7 protein-coding genes are annotated in these 20,288 nt (G+C 39.5%); 5 read left to right on the top strand and 2 right to left on the bottom strand.

The features are described from left to right. The first annotated feature begins 757 nt into the window (after positions 1-757). The gene (locus tag CJF42_RS20790; RefSeq protein ID WP_095368510.1) at positions 758-4,282 is read left to right on the top strand and encodes a PKD domain-containing protein; all 3,525 of its coding nucleotides are present in this window, start codon (positions 758-760) and stop codon (positions 4,280-4,282) included. A gap of 139 nt (positions 4,283-4,421) precedes the next feature. Here CJF42_RS20790 and CJF42_RS20785 read toward each other — a convergent pair whose 3' ends face one another. Further along, the gene (locus CJF42_RS20785; RefSeq protein ID WP_095368509.1) at positions 4,422-6,644 is read right to left on the bottom strand and encodes a FlgO family outer membrane protein; all 2,223 of its coding nucleotides are present in this window, start codon (positions 6,642-6,644) and stop codon (positions 4,422-4,424) included. A gap of 1,005 nt (positions 6,645-7,649) precedes the next feature. Here CJF42_RS20785 and CJF42_RS20780 point away from each other — a divergent pair. The 4 genes from CJF42_RS20780 to CJF42_RS20765 all read left to right on the top strand — a co-directional run bounded on the left by CJF42_RS20780 (position 7,650) and on the right by CJF42_RS20765 (position 19,275). Beyond that, on the top strand, positions 7,650-9,980 hold the full coding sequence (locus CJF42_RS20780; protein ID WP_095368508.1) for a proprotein convertase P-domain-containing protein: 2,331 nt from the start codon (positions 7,650-7,652) through the stop codon (positions 9,978-9,980). 75 nt (positions 9,981-10,055) lie between these two features. Next, positions 10,056-13,100 carry a S8 family serine peptidase gene (locus tag CJF42_RS20775; protein ID WP_095368507.1) on the top strand — a complete coding sequence of 1,015 codons (3,045 nt, stop codon included), beginning with the start codon at positions 10,056-10,058 and terminating at the stop codon, positions 13,098-13,100. 380 nt (positions 13,101-13,480) lie between these two features. Beyond that, the gene (locus CJF42_RS20770; RefSeq protein ID WP_095368506.1) at positions 13,481-16,180 is read left to right on the top strand and encodes a S8 family serine peptidase; all 2,700 of its coding nucleotides are present in this window, start codon (positions 13,481-13,483) and stop codon (positions 16,178-16,180) included. Positions 16,181-16,365: 185 nt separating this feature from the next. After that, positions 16,366-19,275 carry a S8 family serine peptidase gene (locus CJF42_RS20765; protein WP_170940693.1) on the top strand — a complete coding sequence of 970 codons (2,910 nt, stop codon included), beginning with the start codon at positions 16,366-16,368 and terminating at the stop codon, positions 19,273-19,275. 323 nt (positions 19,276-19,598) lie between these two features. On the opposite strand, the gene CJF42_RS20760 is transcribed toward CJF42_RS20765, so the two are convergent. Beyond that, positions 19,599-19,901, bottom strand: coding sequence for a transposase (locus CJF42_RS20760; RefSeq protein ID WP_095368504.1), 303 nt, complete (start codon positions 19,899-19,901; stop codon positions 19,599-19,601). Positions 19,902-20,288: the final 387 nt, after the last annotated feature.

Raw genomic sequence — 20,288 nt, 5'->3', positions numbered from 1 at the left:
TTTTCCAGTAAGTCATCCTTTTCCATATGGAAATCACTGTGTTTCTCTGTTTGAAGACGGTTAATGTATCCGCTGAAAATATCAACACTCCATGCTCTGAGTTTTTCCAACTGCAAAGGTTGCACGACTTTATCATGGTGGATAACTAATTTTTACTTTGTTTGGCTGAGCCAAGACGTTTATCATTGGATGTACCCGTTTCATTTTAGGCTTTTCATCATCTGTGCTTTAACCTAGTCTACTGGCCTTGAATTTAGGGCGCTTTTTCTATCCTTTTAACACATTAACTTCGTCTTTAAGGGTTTCAATTTCTTCGCGTTAGCGCTCAACAGTTTAAGACAATTTAGCTAAGCTCCCCAACAAGTTTTTCACCTGGGTCTTTGTTCTGACCCAGGAAAGTCAGGGAGTTTTATTATCATAGAGATAACAGGCTTAAATTAGCCTAAGCTACTTTGTTTGACTTACTGACGGGATCAATTAATGGTTTCTATAGCTCCTCAAAATATTTTACACGCTGATTTTTATCTTGTTTTGATCTCGCTACGGGATATTGAGGTGTTACCTAAAATGTTCTAATATTTTTCTAAAATAAAACTATTTCCTCTTGAACTATACCTACAAAACCATCTATAAATCGACTCTAGATAGAGGGCTATTGATTGATAGTTAATCTATAGAAAATTAAAAGGGATTCAGACTGGACAGCTCTAAACGTCTCCTATAAATGATAATCCAAGTATAAACTGGGGTAGTATATATGAAGCTAATTAAAGTTTCGGTTGCACTGTTAAGTGCGTCGGTTACATGTTCAATTCAAGCGGGCATTTTTGATATATCAGGACAAATATCAGGAAAAAATTCAGGAGATTTAATCGAAGGTGCGAAAATTACACTACAAGAAGTTTCGGTTAGTAATAGTATTAGTGGTCGGGTGCTCGATAGTGTGACACAGCAGGGCATTTCTGGGGCTCAAGTGTTTATTGACGTACAACCTGAGATAGGGGGGGAGTCGCCTGCAATTGCAATCACTGATAGTGATGGCTATTACCTGCTCGACGGGCTCACACCTGAGAAATATACCATAGGTGTATGGAAAAGAGGTTATGAAATTCAGTATCGAATGAATCTTGATCTGGTTGCTAACCAAAATGTGGCTCATGACCTAGCTGTGAAGCCTGTTGAAATGAGTGAAGATTATGTCGTTTTACTAAGAGCTGAATTTGATAGTGTTAAATTTCATCCAGATCATGATGCTGCTTGGGCCGAACAATTATATTTTGATGATACCCCAGGTGCAGCATCAATCCGCAACTTTTATTACCAGCTGTCACATGGTCACCTTGATTTGAAAAAAGGTGCGAATGTTCTGGTTCAAGTAACAGATCCAGATTTACAGTATCCCCATGAAAATTCAGACAGGGATGACATCGTCGATTATGTGGTTAGTAAATCCACAACATTAGTTAACTACAACGATCCTAAGTATGACCGAAGTACCAGTTGGGATCATGAACCGGGTGCAGATGATAAAATCGATCATGTGGTGGTGATGACTGCGGGACTACCAAAATCAATTACTGGTAGTTCTTGTGATATGAATCCTGTTTCTATGCTTAATTCTGAGTATGTTACGTCAACTAAAAAATCGCCAGTTCAATCCTTAGTGCCTGAGTATTCACCACTTGGAAATATCGCTCACGAGATGTATCACTCAATGGGTGAAACAGCAGTACAAGATTTATACATAGGTGGTACTTGTAATACTAGTGACGAACTTTCCACGCCATTAGGTACCGTTGGAAAATGGGGCACTATGGGAATTGGCATGTATAACAAGCTTAATAGCTTTATAACTGACCCACGTGGTTCAAGTTGTGAGGCGGGTTATATTGATCCGTGTGAAGGTAAAGATGGAATGTGTTCTGCCCACCTTGTTGGTGAGCAACCATCACTGCCTACACCCTGGACTCTTTGGAAGTGGTATCACAAAACATTCTGGGAAAATAATGTATTAGAAGCAACCTCAGTTTCACCAGGTAAAAATAAAACAATCCGTGTGTACCCTTATTCAACTACAGGCAATGGTACACAAGCTGTTATGGTATATCGCTCCAATTCTTCACAATGGTGGAGTATCACTAATCGCCAACCAATTGGTTTTGATCGTGGTTTAGTTCACAGTAGTTCAGGGGAAGGTCAAACCGGGATCGTCATTGATTTTAACGATACTTCTTTAGCTGGCCGAATGAAACTAAAAGGGCCTGTACGTATTAGAGATAGCCATCCTGGAACGCTTCCCGATTATACCCATTATGGCTGTCGTGCTCGAATTGACGACGCAGCCTTTAATATTGGTGAAGTAGAAGAATATCAAGAAGATGAGCTTTCAGTACAGCTGTTAGAAGAACATGAAGACGGTTCAATTACTGTGATGGTGTCCAGCGGGTCTTCCAACCTTGCGGCAACTTCAGCACAAAAAAACGTAACGGCTCTAAAAACAGCATCTAATCAATCAGCTGAAACATCTCATGGACATGAAGAAATCACACATGCCCATGATGAAATAACGCTCGCAGTAACAAGTGTTAATCGTCAAACAGAAAAGCGTCAACCATCTAAAAATAAACTCAATAATGAGTCTACTCAACTCAATATAATGTCACTAACTCCTACGCAGACTAAATCATCTGTGGCAAATGTAACAACAACAGATAGTAATGGTCAATATAGTTTTAATAGTATTATTGAAGGTGACTGGAACCTAAAAATTGATGCATGTGGGTTTGCTCAGGAAAGTCAAAATATTACGGTCAATGATAGTGAAGTTGCTAATTTTGAATTAACTGATGATGCAGAAAGAACTATTGTTAGTTCAATAAGTGTACCTGTTTCAGGGCAAAGTTATTCTAAAGATGTGTCTGTCCAGTTGGATGCGACTTCAACTTCAACTTTTGGTAATAGTATATACGAGTGGCGTAGTAATCTTGATGGTTTATTGGCTAACAGTGAACAAGCTTCGGTTAGCTTATCTGAAGGACAGCATGAGATTACTTTAACCGTATCGAACGAGTTATGTAGTCATACCAATAGTGTCATGATTGATGTTATCGCTGGGCAAGTGAATCAATTACCATCAGCCAGCTTTAACTCGCTTGTTTCTGGGTTAGTGATAGATTTTATTGATACTAGTAGTGATAGTGATGGAACGATTGTAAGCTGGCAGTGGAGTTTCGGGGATACCGGTTATTCAACAGAACAAAATCCAACCCATGAGTACCTTTCTGCAGGTGACTACAGTGTAACTTTAACCATTACAGATAACGATGGCGGTCAGACTCAGGTATCACAAACAGTGAGTGTAACTGAGGTTTCTATTGATCCATTTGAGTTAGTTAATGGTGTAGCAAAAACTAACATCAATATTGCATCAAAAGATGAAAACCACTACCACATAAATGTACCGGTGGGCACAAGTAAAATGACAATTAATTTCTCTGGAACCGGTGATGCAGACCTGTATGTAAAAGCTGGTCAACAAGCAAATAGAAACTACGGTGGTTATGATTATAAATCTGCAGGCTATGGTTCAAGTGAAACGATTATAGTTGACAGCCCAGCTTCTGGTGATTGGCATATTATGGTGTATGCTTATAGCGCTGTTACATCAGGAGTTCAGCAAGTTGATTTAGTAATTTCTGGTGAAAACCAGTCTCCAGATGCAGATTTTAGTTTTAGTACAAATGAATTAAACGCTACTTTTAATGACTTGAGCTCAGATACAGATGGCAATGTTGCTAGCTGGAGTTGGGATTTTGGAGATAGCAGTAGTTCGACTGAACAAAACCCGGTTCATAATTACACTCAGGCAGGCAATTATCAGGTTTCGCTAATTGTTATAGATAATGATGGAGCTCAGGCTGCAACTATAAAAACGGTTAGTGTAACTGAGTCGGGTGACAGTAGTGATCCTTATGAGTTGGTGGCAGGTGTTACATTGTCTCCATTAGTTGTTGGTAGTAAGGCCGAAGAAATTTATTACATCAATGTACCGCAAGGCTTAACTTCTATGACGATCACATTAAGTGGAGATGGCGATGGTGACATCTACGTAAATTTTGGTGATGAACCAACTCGCAATTATGCTGGTGCTGATTATAAATCCATAAAGTGGGGATCTAATGAGTCAATTAGTATCGAAAGGCCTGAATCTGGCACTTGGTACATCATGGTTTATGGCTATAAAGCAATGACAGAGGGGAGTTTAAAAGTAGACTTTAATTAGAAATATTGTGATTAAATGCAAGCAGCTCTATGATTGAGCTGCGTTTTTATGTCTCTTACTTTGACTTTAGTCAATTGCATTAGAACACGCCAAAAATTTTAGGTCGCTAGGTTTATATAATTTCACTCGAAAAGTATCTTTAAATCTTGTTGTTTGGTATTCCAATAATAGACGAACTGGTCGGGACCTTTAGATAAAGGGATTTTAATATTGCTTTGTTGCGCCTAAGTTCATTAACTATTGATTTAAAGTCATCGCTGTCTCGTATTGATTCAAACAGTGGGTCATTTTCAATAGTCCACCAACGTTGTGAAAAATCATCAATATAGCCTTGTTTGGTGTACTGGTGAAGTTTATTGGTTGCTTCATCAAATCGATTGTTATTAATTAGCAATGCAACTTCTTCAAGTGGCTCTATTGTTATAGTGGGAACTGTCTTTGTGAGTTGTGGAGTCGTAAAAGCGACATTCATATTAGCCAGTAGATAAATACGCCAATTGCCTTTTAACGAGTGGCCATATTCTTTAAGGTGATCTTGTAATAAATCATAACGTTGAGCAAAGTAATAGGCGTATGCAAGTTCTAGCTTAACAGACTGATTTAACGGTTGGCGTTGAAGCTTGTTGTTCAATAAATCAATCACTTTTTCCCAGTCGTAATCAGCTGCATGCAAGGCTATTAATGCATCTGTGATTCTTGGATGATCCGGCACCAGCATTTTTGACTGTTCGACAAATATTTTGGCTTTAGATTCAGTACCGGCGGTTAGGGCCAATAATGCTAGGGTAATTTTATGTGGTACAGTCTCTGGAATTGTTGTGTAATTTTTAATAATAAATCTAATTATTTGCTCGGCTGCTTGTTGGTTAAGCTGATAAATGTTGAGTTTCAAAAATGCTGTGCCGAATAAGTCTGGCCCCATGTTCAATGACATTTCAAAATGTTCTATCGCTTTTTTTCGGTTGCCACTAAGTAAGTAACTGAATGCAACGTTGCGATGAACGATAGCCGAGAGCGGATCGATAGAAAGTACATGTTGTTGAAGTTTAAGTGCTTTTTTGTATTCGCCTATATTGTTAAGTAAAAGCCCGTACCAGTGGTAGGCCGTGCTGTAATTAGGGTTTAAATCTATCGCTTGATTAAATAACTCCTCTGCTTTGTTATAATCGCCAAGGTTCATGGCTATTAGCCCTAGGGAGGTATAAGGTTCGGCAAGTTGACTATCAAGTTCAAGTGCCCGTTTAATATTATACTGGGCTTCCTTATATGCTTTATCTCTTGGCAAGTAACCGTATTCGTATTGAAAAATATACGCATCGCTTAAGCCAATGTAGGCTAGGGCATAATTTGGGGATATTTCGATGGCTTTTTGGAAATAATTAATTGCGCGTTCAGTGTCTTCTGCGTTTCTTCTGTTCCATAAAAACCTACCCATTAAATAATAGTCATAGGCCTTGGTACTTACATCTAACGGTCGACTGGAAGAGATTAAATTAAGTTTTAGAGTATCAGCAGTTGCTTGAGTGATCTCGTCTTGAATTTGAAATACATCATCCAATTTTTTATTGAAGGTGTTAGACCATAGAATTCGACCATCTTCGGTATTAATTAGTTGCACAATAACGCGAATATTCTGCTTATGTTTTTGAACACTCCCGGTGAGAACTGTACCTATGCCTAGTTTTTTATTCAGTTGCGTTAATGATGCATTATCTTTTTTTACTATTTCACTGGTCGATTTTGATATAACTTTAAGTCCAGGTACCTGGCTTAGGCGGTTTGCCATAGAGTCACTAATTCCTTGTGAAAAATAAGTGGTCGATTCGTGATTCTGAGGTGTTCCAAATGGTAGTACCGCGATTGTTGTCATTGAAGGAAGGACATGGACGGGAACGTCTTTATCAGGTGTGTTTAACAGTACTAACGTTGTAGTGAGGGATAAAACAAGCACAGTTGCCACTAACAAGGGGCTCTTTTTTACTTTGTTATTAATACTTGATAGTGAAATATAATCAAGATTAGCCTTTTCAACTTCTTGATAGTTTTGTAAAGACGCTATAAGACGATAACCTCTCTTGGGAATGGTCTCTATATATTGTTTTTTTTTTTCGGTATCTTCTAACAGTTTTCTAAGTTGTGCTATGTTGTTATAAAGTGAATTGTCACCAACGACAGTTTTTTGCCATATAGCTTCTACAATTTTGTCCGCGCTGACAACTTTCCTATGGTGTTCTACAAGAAAACATAGTGTTTCCATTAGCTTAGGAATAACTTCTTTCTTTTTATGTTTATTTGATATGTGATTGCTCATTGGGTTTACGAGCCACTCACCTAAGTAATATTTTTTTTCTCGATACGACATAATTAGAATCACCTAGTAAACAAGTATTATTGTTTTTATATTATTGTAAATCCCTTTGTTGCATCGTCGACTTATATATCCATTTAGAAGATCCGATAACATCACTATCATTACATGATTAGCGATAATTCGTCCACAATATAGGTAATAAAAGTATTAAAACTTGGCGCTGTTGTATTTAAGTGTTGCTGAGTAATCAAGCGAGACGGGAACCCTACATGGGGCTTTGTACAAGCATCCGTGCTTGTGAAGCTCGCTATTTTATCATATCAGCAACATTTTATTATAATTTAATTCGTTATAGTGTGGACAACAGTGTTATGGAACACAGCCTAAAACTTACAGTAATTGCCATGTAATTTCCATTTAATTGTTATGTAGTTGCTACCTTTCTGGTGTGGTTGTTATTAGATTGGTACTTAACTATTGATGGGTGGGGTGCGTTATTTACCAATTCTTAACAATATTTAATTTTTGTTTAAATCTTATCTATTTTACAGTAAACCCCCGCATTGACCTTATTCTCAGGGATCCTAAAATTTTTCTAAAATTTATTGTGGCAAATACCAACCTAAAATTTACCTAAAATCTATCCGGAATTGTTGTGTCGTAGATAATTTTCAATGTATATCTATAACGACGAGACAGAAGGTTACGTTACTGATTTAGTAGATTAACTTTTGTCACGCAGAAAGTAACAATAGTTAAATCTATGAAATCTTACTTAGGTGAAGGGGAGGGGAAATGTCTTCAACTTTAAACAGCTTCAGCTTACAAAATTATATTTTGAATCAATATTTATATTTCCGCTGTCAGTGGCGAAATAACAGTAATTTGGATAAGAATAGGCGAACGCTAGTTCAATTTTCAGTCGCATTTATTAACAAGCATAGGATAAGTATTTTTTCTTTTTACCCGTTTAATCACTTTTAGATGTTAACGGTGTTTCAATAAAAATTTGCCGTTCGGCAAACCAATCAACATAAATTTATTTAGGAGAATGCCATGCGTTATTGTGCTTCACTATGCCTGTTAGCGGCTTTTTTATTTATTTCAACGGTAATTGCTGACCCGAGAATACCTATTCAAAACAGCGGTGATGGAGTAAGTGGGAATTACAAAATACTGGTTATTCCAGTTGAATTTTCAAATTGGAAACATGATAAAAGTATTGGCAGTGACAATCCTTACCATGCGCCAGTTTCAATAAGTGAACTCAGTCAGTTATATAATACTAGCGCACGCGATTATTATCTCGACGTTTCCAGAAACAAAATTAATATGACGTTCCACGTGTTTGATCAATGGATAGATATGGGCAATATGGAACAGTATGCGGGTAGTGCGTTTGCTCCAACGTCCTTGTTAACTGGTGCTATCAGATCTTACAACAGTGCGAGAAACGGCGACTGGCAACACGAGTCATATTATGACAAAACTGTGATCGTTTTTTCTGGTCCATCATGGGCTGATGAGTGGGATGCTGAGTGGGCAGGAACAGGTTGGGATCCAGATAGTGATTTTATTCATCCGATTGCTTATCTGGCAGGTGACAATGGAAAAGCCAACTGTATTTCTGCTCATGATGGAATTGGTGTAATTACGCATGAACTCGGTCATGCGGTTCTTAATACAAAAGACAAAGATATTTCCAATCGAATTCCTGCGTATCGTTTTCAGTTAGTAGGAGCAGGGTCCTGGAATGGCGTTAATCCTGATACGCCCGATGTATACCAATCTGAAGATTCACTAAAAAATACAATACCTGTTTTAATCTCGCCATGGAACCGTGTCAATTTAGGTTGGGAAGCTCAACCGCTGGATTTAGACTCGGGCAACTTAACTTCTGTTGTACGACTGGCAGCGGCAACGGATGTTAGTGCTGTTACTAATACTCAGAGTGGGCAGCGCAACTTGGTGACAGTTGATGCGGGAGGCGGCGAGTACTATATTCTAGAAAATCGTCAGAAAACCAGCTGGGATATTGCACTTCCGGATTGGGGATTATTGATTTGGAAAATTAATGATAACTGGCGTAGTTATGCAAACAAAGATTCAGGTTACAGTGATGGGATCTGGGAAGACGTGGTCGATGCGCACCCAGAAACAACTGATCAACCGAGTGATTATAAATATTATTTTATAGACCATCGAACTCGCGCATTCAATTCATTTACTGACAGTGAAACAAATATCGAAAAGAATCCTCTAGGATTGTTCGATGCAACTTTAAAAGTAGGCGAGAGCTTAACCCTGCCTGGTACAAACGTGGTTGTTCGAGTGCTGGAATCTTCCTTAACTGAGGGATTATTGGTTGAGTTAAATAATGTTAATCAGAATATAGAAGATGGTGAACCTTGCTCAGATTGCCCACCAGAAAACGAAGCGCCAACTGCTCAATTTGATTATGTTTCAAATCAACTAGCGGTTCAATTCAACGACCAAAGTAACGATTCAGATGGTCAAGTAATCGAGTGGTTATGGGACTTTGGAGATGGCTCTGGAAGCATTGTAGCATCACCTTCGCATTCTTATAGTGTCACAGGAGATTATTCGGTCAGTTTGACAGTTTCAGATGATGACGGTACACAAGCTTTGACCACGCAATCAATTAATGTTTCTGAAGATATTGATCCACCACCGCCTGTAGACCAAAAGACATTGCAAAATGGCATGCCCAAAATAGGTTTGTCGTCCTCTACTCGTTATGAAGAAATCAACTATTACATTGATGTACCTGAAGGTGTTTCAGAGCTGAATATTACCCTTTTTGGTGATAACGGTGATGCGGACTTATATGTTGCGTTCGACCGAGAAGCCAGTCGAGGTGATTATGATAAGCGAGCCATTCGAAGTGGTAGTAATGAATCGCTGACCATCAGTCAACCTGATGCAGGTCGTTACTACATCATGTTACGTACTTATCGAGAATATAACGATGTGAGCTTAACTGCTGGTTATAACGTTCCGACACCACCACCGGTTATTGATGATTTCTATTCTTCAAACGAGTCGATTGATATTCCAGATAACGATGCGATCGGAGTGATATCAAGCATCATCGTGGATTCGACTAACTCAGCATCAACGGTTGTTGTCAGCGTGAATATTACGCACACCTACAAAGGCGATCTTGTAGTCACTCTGTTAGCACCAGACTTAACTGAATGGGTACTACACAACCGCGAAGGTGGTGGTACTAATAATTTAGAACTGGAAGTAGAGCTATCGCTTTCGATAACCAATATATCTGGAGACTGGAAATTAAAAGTACAGGATTTAGCTAATCGAGATACCGGTAGCTTACAAAATTGGAGCCTAGGATTTACCCAATAATGTCGTTAATGGATTCAAGTATTAATTCACATAATAAAATATAAAAACAACTCGTTTTACGAGGGGGAGATAAATATGAATAATAAAGTTTTAGTTGGGGCAGGGATAAGCTTATTGCTTGGCTTAACGTTATTTGAAAGCATTGCTGGCAACCATGCACCCAACCAAGTGGGTGCGAGAAATCGCGTATGGACTCAGGGAGTAACAGGTGATCCTAATTCGACTGTTGCTATTTTTGATACGGGTGTAGATGTCAATCATCAGGCACTAGGGCCTTATTATGGGAATGATGATTGGAGCGGTAAAACCGTTTTCTGGCATCACGCCAGTGGCGCTCCCGCCAGCGATGATACCACCTCATTTGGACCGGGACACGGCTCGCACGCTGCCGGCATTATCGCAGGTTCAGGTTTTGGTGTAGTCGATGGACAAGGTCGTGTGGTTAATACCAATGCTTATACTTCAGGGCTCAACGGTGAATATCCAGAACAAACAGCCATGCATGTTAATAAGCTTGGTATCATTCGCATTGAGTACACTTTTAATAGCGAAAAAGGCAATGTTAATTATCTGGAATTGCGTCATGGCAACAAGGAATTAACTTATGACATGAGTAATGGCCGAAAAGTTGTTGGTGGTACAACCACCGTTGCTCGTCTTAATTCTTTGACGGGCACGCCTGAATTAAATAAAAAAGATACTGAAGAAGAACTGCCTGAAATTAACTGGAATGTGTTGGAGTACGAAATAACCAGCAGTGCGCAGTTTGGAACCTATCATGTGGTGACCAACAGAAGTATTCCTTCAAGTGGTATGTTCAGCCCCAAAATGCATTTTGTGTATGTTGCCCATTGGCCGGTTGAAATTAATAGTGATGGTACTGACCCGCAAGATGGTCGTCTTTATTACACCGGTATGGCACCAGATACCAAGTTGTTTGCAGTTAAGGCAACCAGTGCATCAGAGTTTGAATCTACTATCGGTGATTTATGGAGTGAACTTGCTCAGTATCATACGGTGATTGTCAACTTAAGTGCTGGTGGAAGTAGTTTAGGTGATAGTGGCCAAATCTGGAATAAACTGGAAGGTATGGGGGTTATTGGTGTGACTGCCGCAGGTAATGATACTGGTTCTAGCGGTTTAGTTGCGCCAGCAAACCTTGATGGAACTGTTGCCGTTGGTGGTATAACACCGGCTGAAACAATTCCTTGGTATGTTAATTCTGGACCTGAGCTCGATATTTTGGCACCGGGCGGTTCCAATATGACTGGTGGCGGCATTATTTCTGCTCATAATGGTGGTGGTAACTTTAATATGGCCGGTAGTGCGTGGGGATATGATTACATAACTAATGATGGTATGGGCATGCAAGGCACTTCAATGGCGACACCTAGTGCATCAGGCGTATTTGCGCTTGTTTATGATGCGCTTGGTGGTTGGAATAACTATGTCGATAAAGATGATTTTGCACTGGTTGGAGATATTTTAGACAAACGCGAAAAAGCCAGACACGTTAAACGTCTAGTCTTTATGACGGCAACAGAACTAAATACTAAGCGTGAGCAAACCAAACTAGGTTTTTCTAATATAGAAAACTATTATCCGATACTTAATCGTGGTTACGACCCAGCGCAAGATGCTGCCAGTCAAAATTATGGTAAAGATAATAATGAAGGCTATGGTCGAATTAATGCTGATGCAGCAGTTGATGCTGTGTTACATGGACTTCAACCTGGTGATTCTGCTTCATTAAACCTTGTTTCAAGTTTAGCTACGTGGACTTCCACTCAAATCGATGCATATGGCGCATACGATGGCGAGTATATTTTAGAAAAGGCGCAACAACCAAAAGCATTCGCTCGTCATATTAATGTAACTCAGGCTGAGGTCTCTTCAGTTTATGGTGATGGCGATGCAAACTTTGTATTAAACGTGCCAAATGGTGCTGACTTTGATTTATTTGTTTATCAATCTGTAGCGGGTCCAAATGGTCAGCCGCTACTGTTGACAAGAAGTATTAACGTCGGTAATGGTATTGACGAAAACATTACTTTCAAACCGACAGTTGCAGGGCAGTATTATGTTGTTGTTAAAGCGGTTTCAGGTGAAGGAAATGCAACTTTGGTGTTTAATGGTGAGCCCTGTACTGATTGTACCCCTGATCCTGTTGATCCAAGTTCAATCTTTAGTATAGCTATCAATGATTTATCCATCAATTTAACAGATTTAAGTGCTGACAGTGATGGTTATATTACAAATTGGTCTTGGGACTTTGGTGACTCAACCACTTCATCTGAACAAAATCCATCGCATACTTATTCTACAGCTGCGAATTATCACATTTCATTAACTGTTACAGATAATGATGGTTTAACTTCAACCAGCACACAATCTATTACTGTGAGCGATTCAGGCGGTAACCCAGATCCAGAACCAGGCGAGAATGAATTACTTAATGGTGTTGCAACAACAGGTATTAATGTTGGAGATAAGGCTTCTGTCGTTTACTACATTGATGTGCTAGCTAACTCTGATTCTCTTGATGTTGTGTTAACTGGTAATAATGGAGATGCTGACCTTTATGTTCGCTTTAACGAAGAAGCAACTAAAAGCAATTACGATAAAAAATCGAGCAGTTTTGATAGCACGGAAAATGTATCAATCAACAATCCGCAAGCTGGTCGTTGGTATGTATTGGTGTACGGATATAACGCTAGTGACAATCTGACATTAACTGCAACTTATGCTGAAGGTGAACCACCAACGAGCGGCGGACCACGCTTTGAAAATACCACAGACTATACCATTGGCACAGCGGCAGATATTGTTGTTACTAGTGATATTGAAGTTGACCGTGCAGGTGAGTCTGGCGCTGTGACGGTTAATGTAGAAATTGACCATACTTATATTGGTGACTTGGAAATCAACCTGATTACTCCTGATGGTTTAAAGCATTTATTGAGAAGCCGTAGTGGTGGCAGTTCAAATGATATTTACGAGTCATACAGCGTGAATTTTGGTAGCAGTGAATCTGCTGGCACCTGGACTTTAGAAGTGACTGATCATGTCAGTCGTGATGGTGGAAAAATTAATAGCTGGAGTGTTCAATTCCAGAATTAAAAGGCTCAGGATTAACAATCCGAAGATTAACTTCACAAATTAGTCAAATACAAAATGTGTTTGATGAAACTGCGAGGCCTTATTGATGAACAAATAGCTTTGCCATATTAGCAATTTGTTTATCAAGACAAACTCTCGAAGTGTAGATTGGTTAGTGAGTTTTCCCGAGCTAGTTGTTATCCAATTGGTTTCTCACTGTTGTATCCATCTGTGCGTTACCAGAAGGTTTTTTCTTCTGGTAATTTACTAGCAGTTGTTGGTGTAATCCCTTGTATTTAACCCTTAGGGATTAGAGCTGGTGGAGGATGAATGGCATTCGTTTTATGCCAAACATTTGCCTGACAACTGTATTTTTTGTGACACATAACTAGGAGAAAAAAATGAAAAAGTCACACTTATGTTTAGCCATATCGGCAATTTTAAGCGTATCAGCTTTTACTGCTTCGGCTCAGTCTATAGACTCTCAAACAACAAAAAATCTAACCTACTCTATTATCGCGCCAGAGCAAAGTCAATTACTTGGTAATACCAATGGAATTCAAGCCCGCGTTGAACAGCGATTGAGTCAAATTGCTAATATTCAGTTAAGAGTCAAGAAAAGGCTTGCTCAAGCTGGCATTAGAGTATCTAAACAATTGAAAAATTTAGGGGCAATATCGTTTGCCGAGTTAACTGATGACCAAGTTAAATCACTTAGAGCCCAAGGTTATATTGTAGAAGTCATGGGATCCAAACAACTGGTCGAAAGTTCAATTCAAGCCCAGAATACGCCGTGGGGGATTGATCGCGTTAGATCACCCGATGCTTGGATAGATAGTAAGGGCGAAGGGGTGAAAATCTGCGTTATTGATACTGGGATTGATTATAACCACGATGACCTAAAAGATACTTTTGTCAAAGGGATTAGTACTGTAGGAGTGGGTGCTGGTGGCTCAGGAAGTGATGACCCTATGGATACTCATTATCACGGAACACATGTATCGGGAACAATAGCCGCAGCAGATAATGATATCGGTGTTGTTGGGGTAGCACCTAGCGCAGGTTTGTACAATGTAGGTGCTTTTTCGCCTAATGGTTCAGCTAAAGATCCCGATATTCTGGCAGGCCTTGATTGGTGTTTAGAGCAGGGTACAGATATTGTCAGTATGAGTTACGGTGGTTCAGAAACCACTGAGACAGAAGAAGTTGCTTATAAAGCGGCATATGATTCCGGCATTGTGCTGGTTGCTGCTTCAGGAAACGACGGGGCCACGGCTCCTATACTGTATCCCGGTCGTTACCCTTGGACTATTGCTGTCGGTGCGACAACCAGCTCTAATAATATAGCATCCTTTTCTCAACGAGGGCCAGAGCTTGACGTCGTTGCTCCAGGATCAGGAGTTAATTCCACTGAACCGGGTAATGGTTATCGAATTGCCAGCGGTACTTCAATGGCGACACCTCATGTTGCTGGTGTCTCAGCGCTTATCATTGCTAAATTAAAAGCAAATGGTGTTGAGGTTAATACGGATGTTGTACGAGATTACCTTAAATTATCAGCGTTAGATTTGGGTGATGCAGGTCGAGATAATACTTTCGGTGCCGGGCTGGTAGATTCACGCGCTGCACTTGATCTTGCAGATGGTGGTAATATGAAACCTGTTGCGACTTATGATTATGACTTAAATGAAATGACGGTTAGTTTTTCTAATAATAGTTATGATAGAGATGGTTCTATTGTCAGTGTAGTATGGGACTTTGGTGATGGTACTACTTCATCAGAATCAGATCCGGTTCACACCTATGCGGCTTATGGAACTTACACAGTTACATTAACCGTAATTGACGATGCTGGTGACTCATCTGTTTCATCACAAGATATTCAGGTAAAAGCAATCCCTGGCGGTGCATTAGAGAACGGCGTTGCAGTTGAAAATATCGATGGTGTTAAAGGCGAACAGTTCCATTGGTGGCTTGATGTAAATGTAGATGCAGGTAAGGTATTAGATGCAATTTCTTTTGCAATTAGCGGTGGTTCTGGCGATGCGGATATCTACGTTCGTCATGGCGCGAAACCGACCACTTCAACCTATGATTACCGTCCTTATAAGGGTGGTAATAACGAGACAGTTAATGTTGTTCAAGATGACCTTAAAGATGGCCGCTGGTATGTGATGGTGCGTTCTTATAGTGACTATTCCGATGTTGACCTTGTTGGCAATTACTCAACCATTATTTCTAATAATGCACCTGAGTCGGGCTTTACAACTCATGCTGATTTATTGACTGTGACTTTCATAGATTCAAGTAGTGATAATGACGGTGATATCGTTGAATGGTTATGGGACTTTGGTGACGGTAATATATCAACAGAGCAGAGCCCTGTTTACACTTATAGCTCTGCGGGTGCTTACACTGTTTCATTAACTGTGACTGATAATGGTGGTGCAACTAACACCAGTAGCCAGACACTGGAAGTTGTCACTGATAACAACGACCCTGTTGCTGACTTTACAACTTCAGCAGATTTGTTAACCGTTAACTTTATCGACAATAGTTCTGATCCTGATGGCCAGTTAATTGGTTGGTTATGGAGCTTTGGTGACGGTAATACATCAACAGAGCAAAATCCTGTTTACACCTATGAATCTGCTGGTACTTATGCTGTTTCATTAACGGTGACTGATGATGATAGCGCGCAATCTACAGTGAGCGCACAAGTTCAGGTAGTTGATTGTGTTGGCGAAGATTGTGCTGGTGAAACCTACTCAAATAACGATGTACTTGTTATTCCTGATAGCGATTGGTTAGGTGTTAAAAGCAACATCAGTGTCGATCGTGTTGGAGATTCTGGACAAGTGAGCGTGAAAGTTCGCATAGTACATGACGATGCAGACCAGTTATTGATCAAGCTTCGTGCACCTGATGGCACCAAATGGTATGTCAGTAAATATGAGGATGGCAATGTGGCAGATGGAATTGACAAAACATTGACTTTCGATGCTTCGGGTATTGATTCAGAAGGTACATGGAAATTGTATCTTTATGATCGTACAAGAGGTGTAGAAGGCGAGTTAGATAACTGGTCAATTACATTTTAATCATTAGTCTTAACTTAATTTCAACTATCTTATTTTTTGTAGGACAGGTAGCTTTTTGAATGACTTCTTTAATGCTTACTAGAATGACAGATTTAAAATCTCCCTGTCCGTTGTTGCGAAAAATATCATTTTAAAAATTTATTTATATTGATGAGTTTTTGAATAAAATAATGGAACAAAACAAAATGAAGAAAAAGTTAATTATTGGTGTGCTGATCAGCGCTACCTTCGGTATACAATCACAAGTTGCAACTGCATCAACTTGTGTAATGACAGATGATCTACCTCTGACGTCAATTTCACCCACAACTACAGCCGCAAAAACGCAAACTGATGGTTATATTATTGGTTTGAAAACACCTAAAAATAACCTATCTTCAATTCAGGTTTTCAGTGGCCGAATACAAGTTTCTCAAAGCATTTTGCAACAGCAGACGTTATTGAGTAATCAGCTAGCAACGAAGAATATCAAGGTCGAAAAGTCATTTAAATTGATCAATGCGCTTAAGGTACCTCAACTTGATGCAACACAACTAAACTGGTTGAAAAGCCTTGATGTAGTTGCCTACGTTGAAGCTGATTCCGCTGTTAGCTTAAATGGATGTGCTTGGGATGAGGGAGAAATTCAACCCTGGGGTGTTGGGCAGACTAATTCGGATCAAGTCTGGAATGAATCTACAGGTGCAGGTGTAAAGGTTGGTATTATTGATAATGGTGTTGATGGAACTCACCCTGATCTTGCTGATGTGCTAGTCGAAGAAATTGATCTGGCTGGTGGTAGTAGCAGTAAGTTTCATGGAACTCATATTGCCGGTACTATTGCTGGTGCACATAATTCAATTGGTGTCGTTGGTATTGCGCCAGATGTTGAGCTCTACAGTATTCGTGTTTTTAACGGATTGTCTGGTAGTGTTAGCACTGTGGCAAGTGGGATTGAACGAGCTGTTGCAATGGGACTGGATATTGTCAACCTGAGTTTAGGTACTGGCGGTAGTTCTCAAACGTTAAAAGCATCTGTTGAAGCTGCTTATGAGCAAGGTCTTATTATGGTTGCCGCAACAGGTAATGACTCGAACCCCTGGTTGAGTAATCCAGGTGCTTACCCTGAAACCATTGCAATTGGCGCTGTCCGTAAAAATAATACACGTGCTTCTTTCTCAAACTATAATATCGCTATGGACTTTGTTGCGCCAGGTACACAGATTGAATCGACTATGCCTTTAGGCGAAGGTTTTTGTGCTGATTTAAGTAGTAACGGCAATCCACTTGAAGCTTTCACTCTTGATCGTAGTCCAATTGGTTCTGCAGCTGGAACTTTAGCGTTAGTGCCTGGAATGGGTAATTATGAAGATTATTTTGATGCCAATGGTGACAGTCTGGTGATTGGAAAAATTGCGCTGGTTAATCGCGGTGAAATTCCAATGCGAGACAAGTCAATTAATGCAAAAGCTGCTGGTGCTATCGGAATGGTATTAATTAATTCAACAGCTGAAGATGCTTTTGATTATACGTTGGCATTTTGTCAACCGGATGCATCCTCATCGGATTGTGGCACAGGTCAAACTGTGCCTTCAGTTGTGATTGCTAATGGCTTAGGTTTAGAACTTTCTCAGTCATTGCCTGAAGTGAGCCTTAATGTAAGTGCTTCCGATTACGGCTACATGAGTGGAACCTCAATGGCAACACCCCATGCAACTGCCGTTGCTGCTTTGTTAAAAGCTAAATATCCAGACTATGGTACGGAAGAAATTCGTCAGGCGTTAGCTGAGTCAGCTGTTGATTTGCGTGATCCCGGTAAAGATAAATATACTGGTTACGGATTAATTGATGCGGCTGCAGCATTATCAGTTGAAGTTGAACCTCGTCCGCCTGTGGCTAGCTTTGAATATACGGCTACTGGACTAGAAGTTGTTTTCAATAATTCAAGTACTGATCCTGACAACGATCTGGAAAGTTATTCATGGAGCTTTGGTGATGGAAGTAGTTCAAGCGAGCTGAATCCAATTCATCTTTATGCTGAAGAAGGTACTTATGATGTTGCTTTAACTGTGACGGATTCAAATGGCAATTCAGATCAAACATCACAATCAATTACTGTTGAAGTATCCACACTTCCGCCAGCTCCTGGTGGGGCATTGGAAAACGCTGTTGCTGTGACTGATATTAGCGGTACAAAAGGTGATGAGGTCTATCACTGGTGGTTAGATGCGGCTGTTGCATCGGGTGAAGAATTAGAAGCACTGCAGTTTGCGATTAGTGGTGGCAGTGGTGATGCGGATATTTATGTTCGTTACGGCGCACAACCGACTACTTCAACTTATGATTACCGACCTTATAAAGGCGGCAATAATGAAACGGTTGATGTGGCAAGCGATAAACTTCAGGATGGACGTTGGTATGTTATGGTTCGTGCATATAGTGACTATTCTGGTGTTGATCTGGTCGCTAGCTACACAACAACTGTTGATCCCGGTAACGAAGCACCACAAGCTAACTTCAGTTCTGTAGTAAGTGATTTAACTGCAACTTTTACTGACACCAGTTCTGACAGTGATGGCTCTGTTGTAAGTTGGTCATGGGATTTTGGTGATGGCAATACTTCTAGTTCTCAGAACCCAGTACATACTTATGCTGAAAACGGTACTTATGATGTTTCATTAACGGTTGTTGATAATGAAGGCGCAACAAGTGACTCAATCACTGAAGCTGTTACAGTTGTTTATAACCCACCTTGTGAAGTTGATTGCGGTGATACTTATGCTAATGAAACTGATCTGGTTATCCCTGATAACGACTGGTTAGGTGTAAAGAGTTCAATTGCGGTTGATCGTACTGGAGACTCAGGAGTGGTCACTGTGCAGGTTCGTATTAATCATGTCGATGCTGATCAATTGTTGGTTAAGTTACGCGCGCCTGATGGCACTAAGTGGTATGTGCATAAATACGAAGCACCAAACGTTGTCAATGGTATTGATAAAACTTTATCTTTTGATGCATCAGGTATTGATTCTGACGGTACATGGAAATTGTATTTGTATGATCGTACCGGCGGTGTTGTGGGTGAATTAGACAGTTGGTCTATTACCTATCCATAGAACTAGCATATGAAATCCTATGTTCTTTTTATGTTAGGCGGGTCACTATTGTGTGACTCGTCTTCAAAATATTCATTTTTTCTCTGTACATTGTGATTTACACTAACTGTCTTTCCGCACCTAAAAATGAGTGTTGTTCGATATATTGAAGATTATTTAATTAACAATTAATAGTGGCGGTTCTGAAAGCCATATTACAAAGGAACAAACAAATATCCTCACCGAGCATTTATGCGATATCACTTATTTTAACACATATAAGATAGGCACTTATATTAATTAAAAATTTAGCACGAACTATACTGTAATGGTCAACAAAACAGCTACTTGTTGCCGTAATTCATTTCCATGGCGAAATAGGCAGACGATTTTTTTAATAGTTGATTATCACTTTTTAACTGCTTAATTTGCTTTTCTAGTTCCTGAATACGTATTTGTTCAGGCGATAAAGCTCTCGCTGTTGGTGTGATACCTTGTTGTTCTTTTTTATACTGACTGATCCAGCGCTGAATGGATGATAATCCTACGGCCATAACTACTGCGGCATCTTTATGTTTATAACCATGAACAATTACTAGTTCTGCACATTCACGTTTAAATTCTGTTGATAATATTTTCTTTGGCATTTTTGACCTCGTTATTTTAGATAATAATACATCTAACGAAGTCTTTAGTTAAAGTGTACCTTTACACTTCTAAAACAATCGGAGTTTATAAGCAATTTTTTGATTGTACTATTAAGGTGTTTAAGAATAAAATTAAGGTGTTTAAGAATAAAATCACCCTCATATGACAATAGGTATCTAGAAAACAAATTAAATTTATGCTCTAAATCAAAAGCCCATTGTAGCTATCAAAAACAAGTTGAAAATACGAATAAATTATTTTTTAGCTGTCTAAATTTGATATTAACAGTGAATTATAAAATCAAATAACAACCATTTCTGTAAACAAACTATTTACATTTACTCAATAAATGATAAGTTATAAATACAGCTTAGCTGTAAATTCTA

This window comes from Pseudoalteromonas sp. NBT06-2, from assembly GCF_002276045.1.
Lineage (GTDB): Bacteria > Pseudomonadota > Gammaproteobacteria > Enterobacterales > Alteromonadaceae > Pseudoalteromonas.
Note: the sequence above shows the minus strand (reverse complement) of the source record. Positions and strands in the feature narration are given on the sequence as shown.

Bases quoted from the DNA above. Each gene is read 5' to 3' on its own strand.
- CJF42_RS20775 (WP_095368507.1), top strand. From the start codon at position 10,056: ATGAATAATAAAGTTTTAGTTGGGGCAGGGATAAGCTTATTGCTTGGC.
- CJF42_RS20785 (WP_095368509.1), bottom strand. From the start codon at position 6,644: ATGTCGTATCGAGAAAAAAAATATTACTTAGGTGAGTGGCTCGTAAAC.
- CJF42_RS20790 (WP_095368510.1), top strand. From the start codon at position 758: ATGAAGCTAATTAAAGTTTCGGTTGCACTGTTAAGTGCGTCGGTTACA.
- CJF42_RS20780 (WP_095368508.1), top strand. From the start codon at position 7,650: ATGCGTTATTGTGCTTCACTATGCCTGTTAGCGGCTTTTTTATTTATT.
- CJF42_RS20765 (WP_170940693.1), top strand. From the start codon at position 16,366: ATGAAGAAAAAGTTAATTATTGGTGTGCTGATCAGCGCTACCTTCGGT.
- CJF42_RS20770 (WP_095368506.1), top strand. From the start codon at position 13,481: ATGAAAAAGTCACACTTATGTTTAGCCATATCGGCAATTTTAAGCGTA.
- CJF42_RS20760 (WP_095368504.1), bottom strand. From the start codon at position 19,901: ATGCCAAAGAAAATATTATCAACAGAATTTAAACGTGAATGTGCAGAA.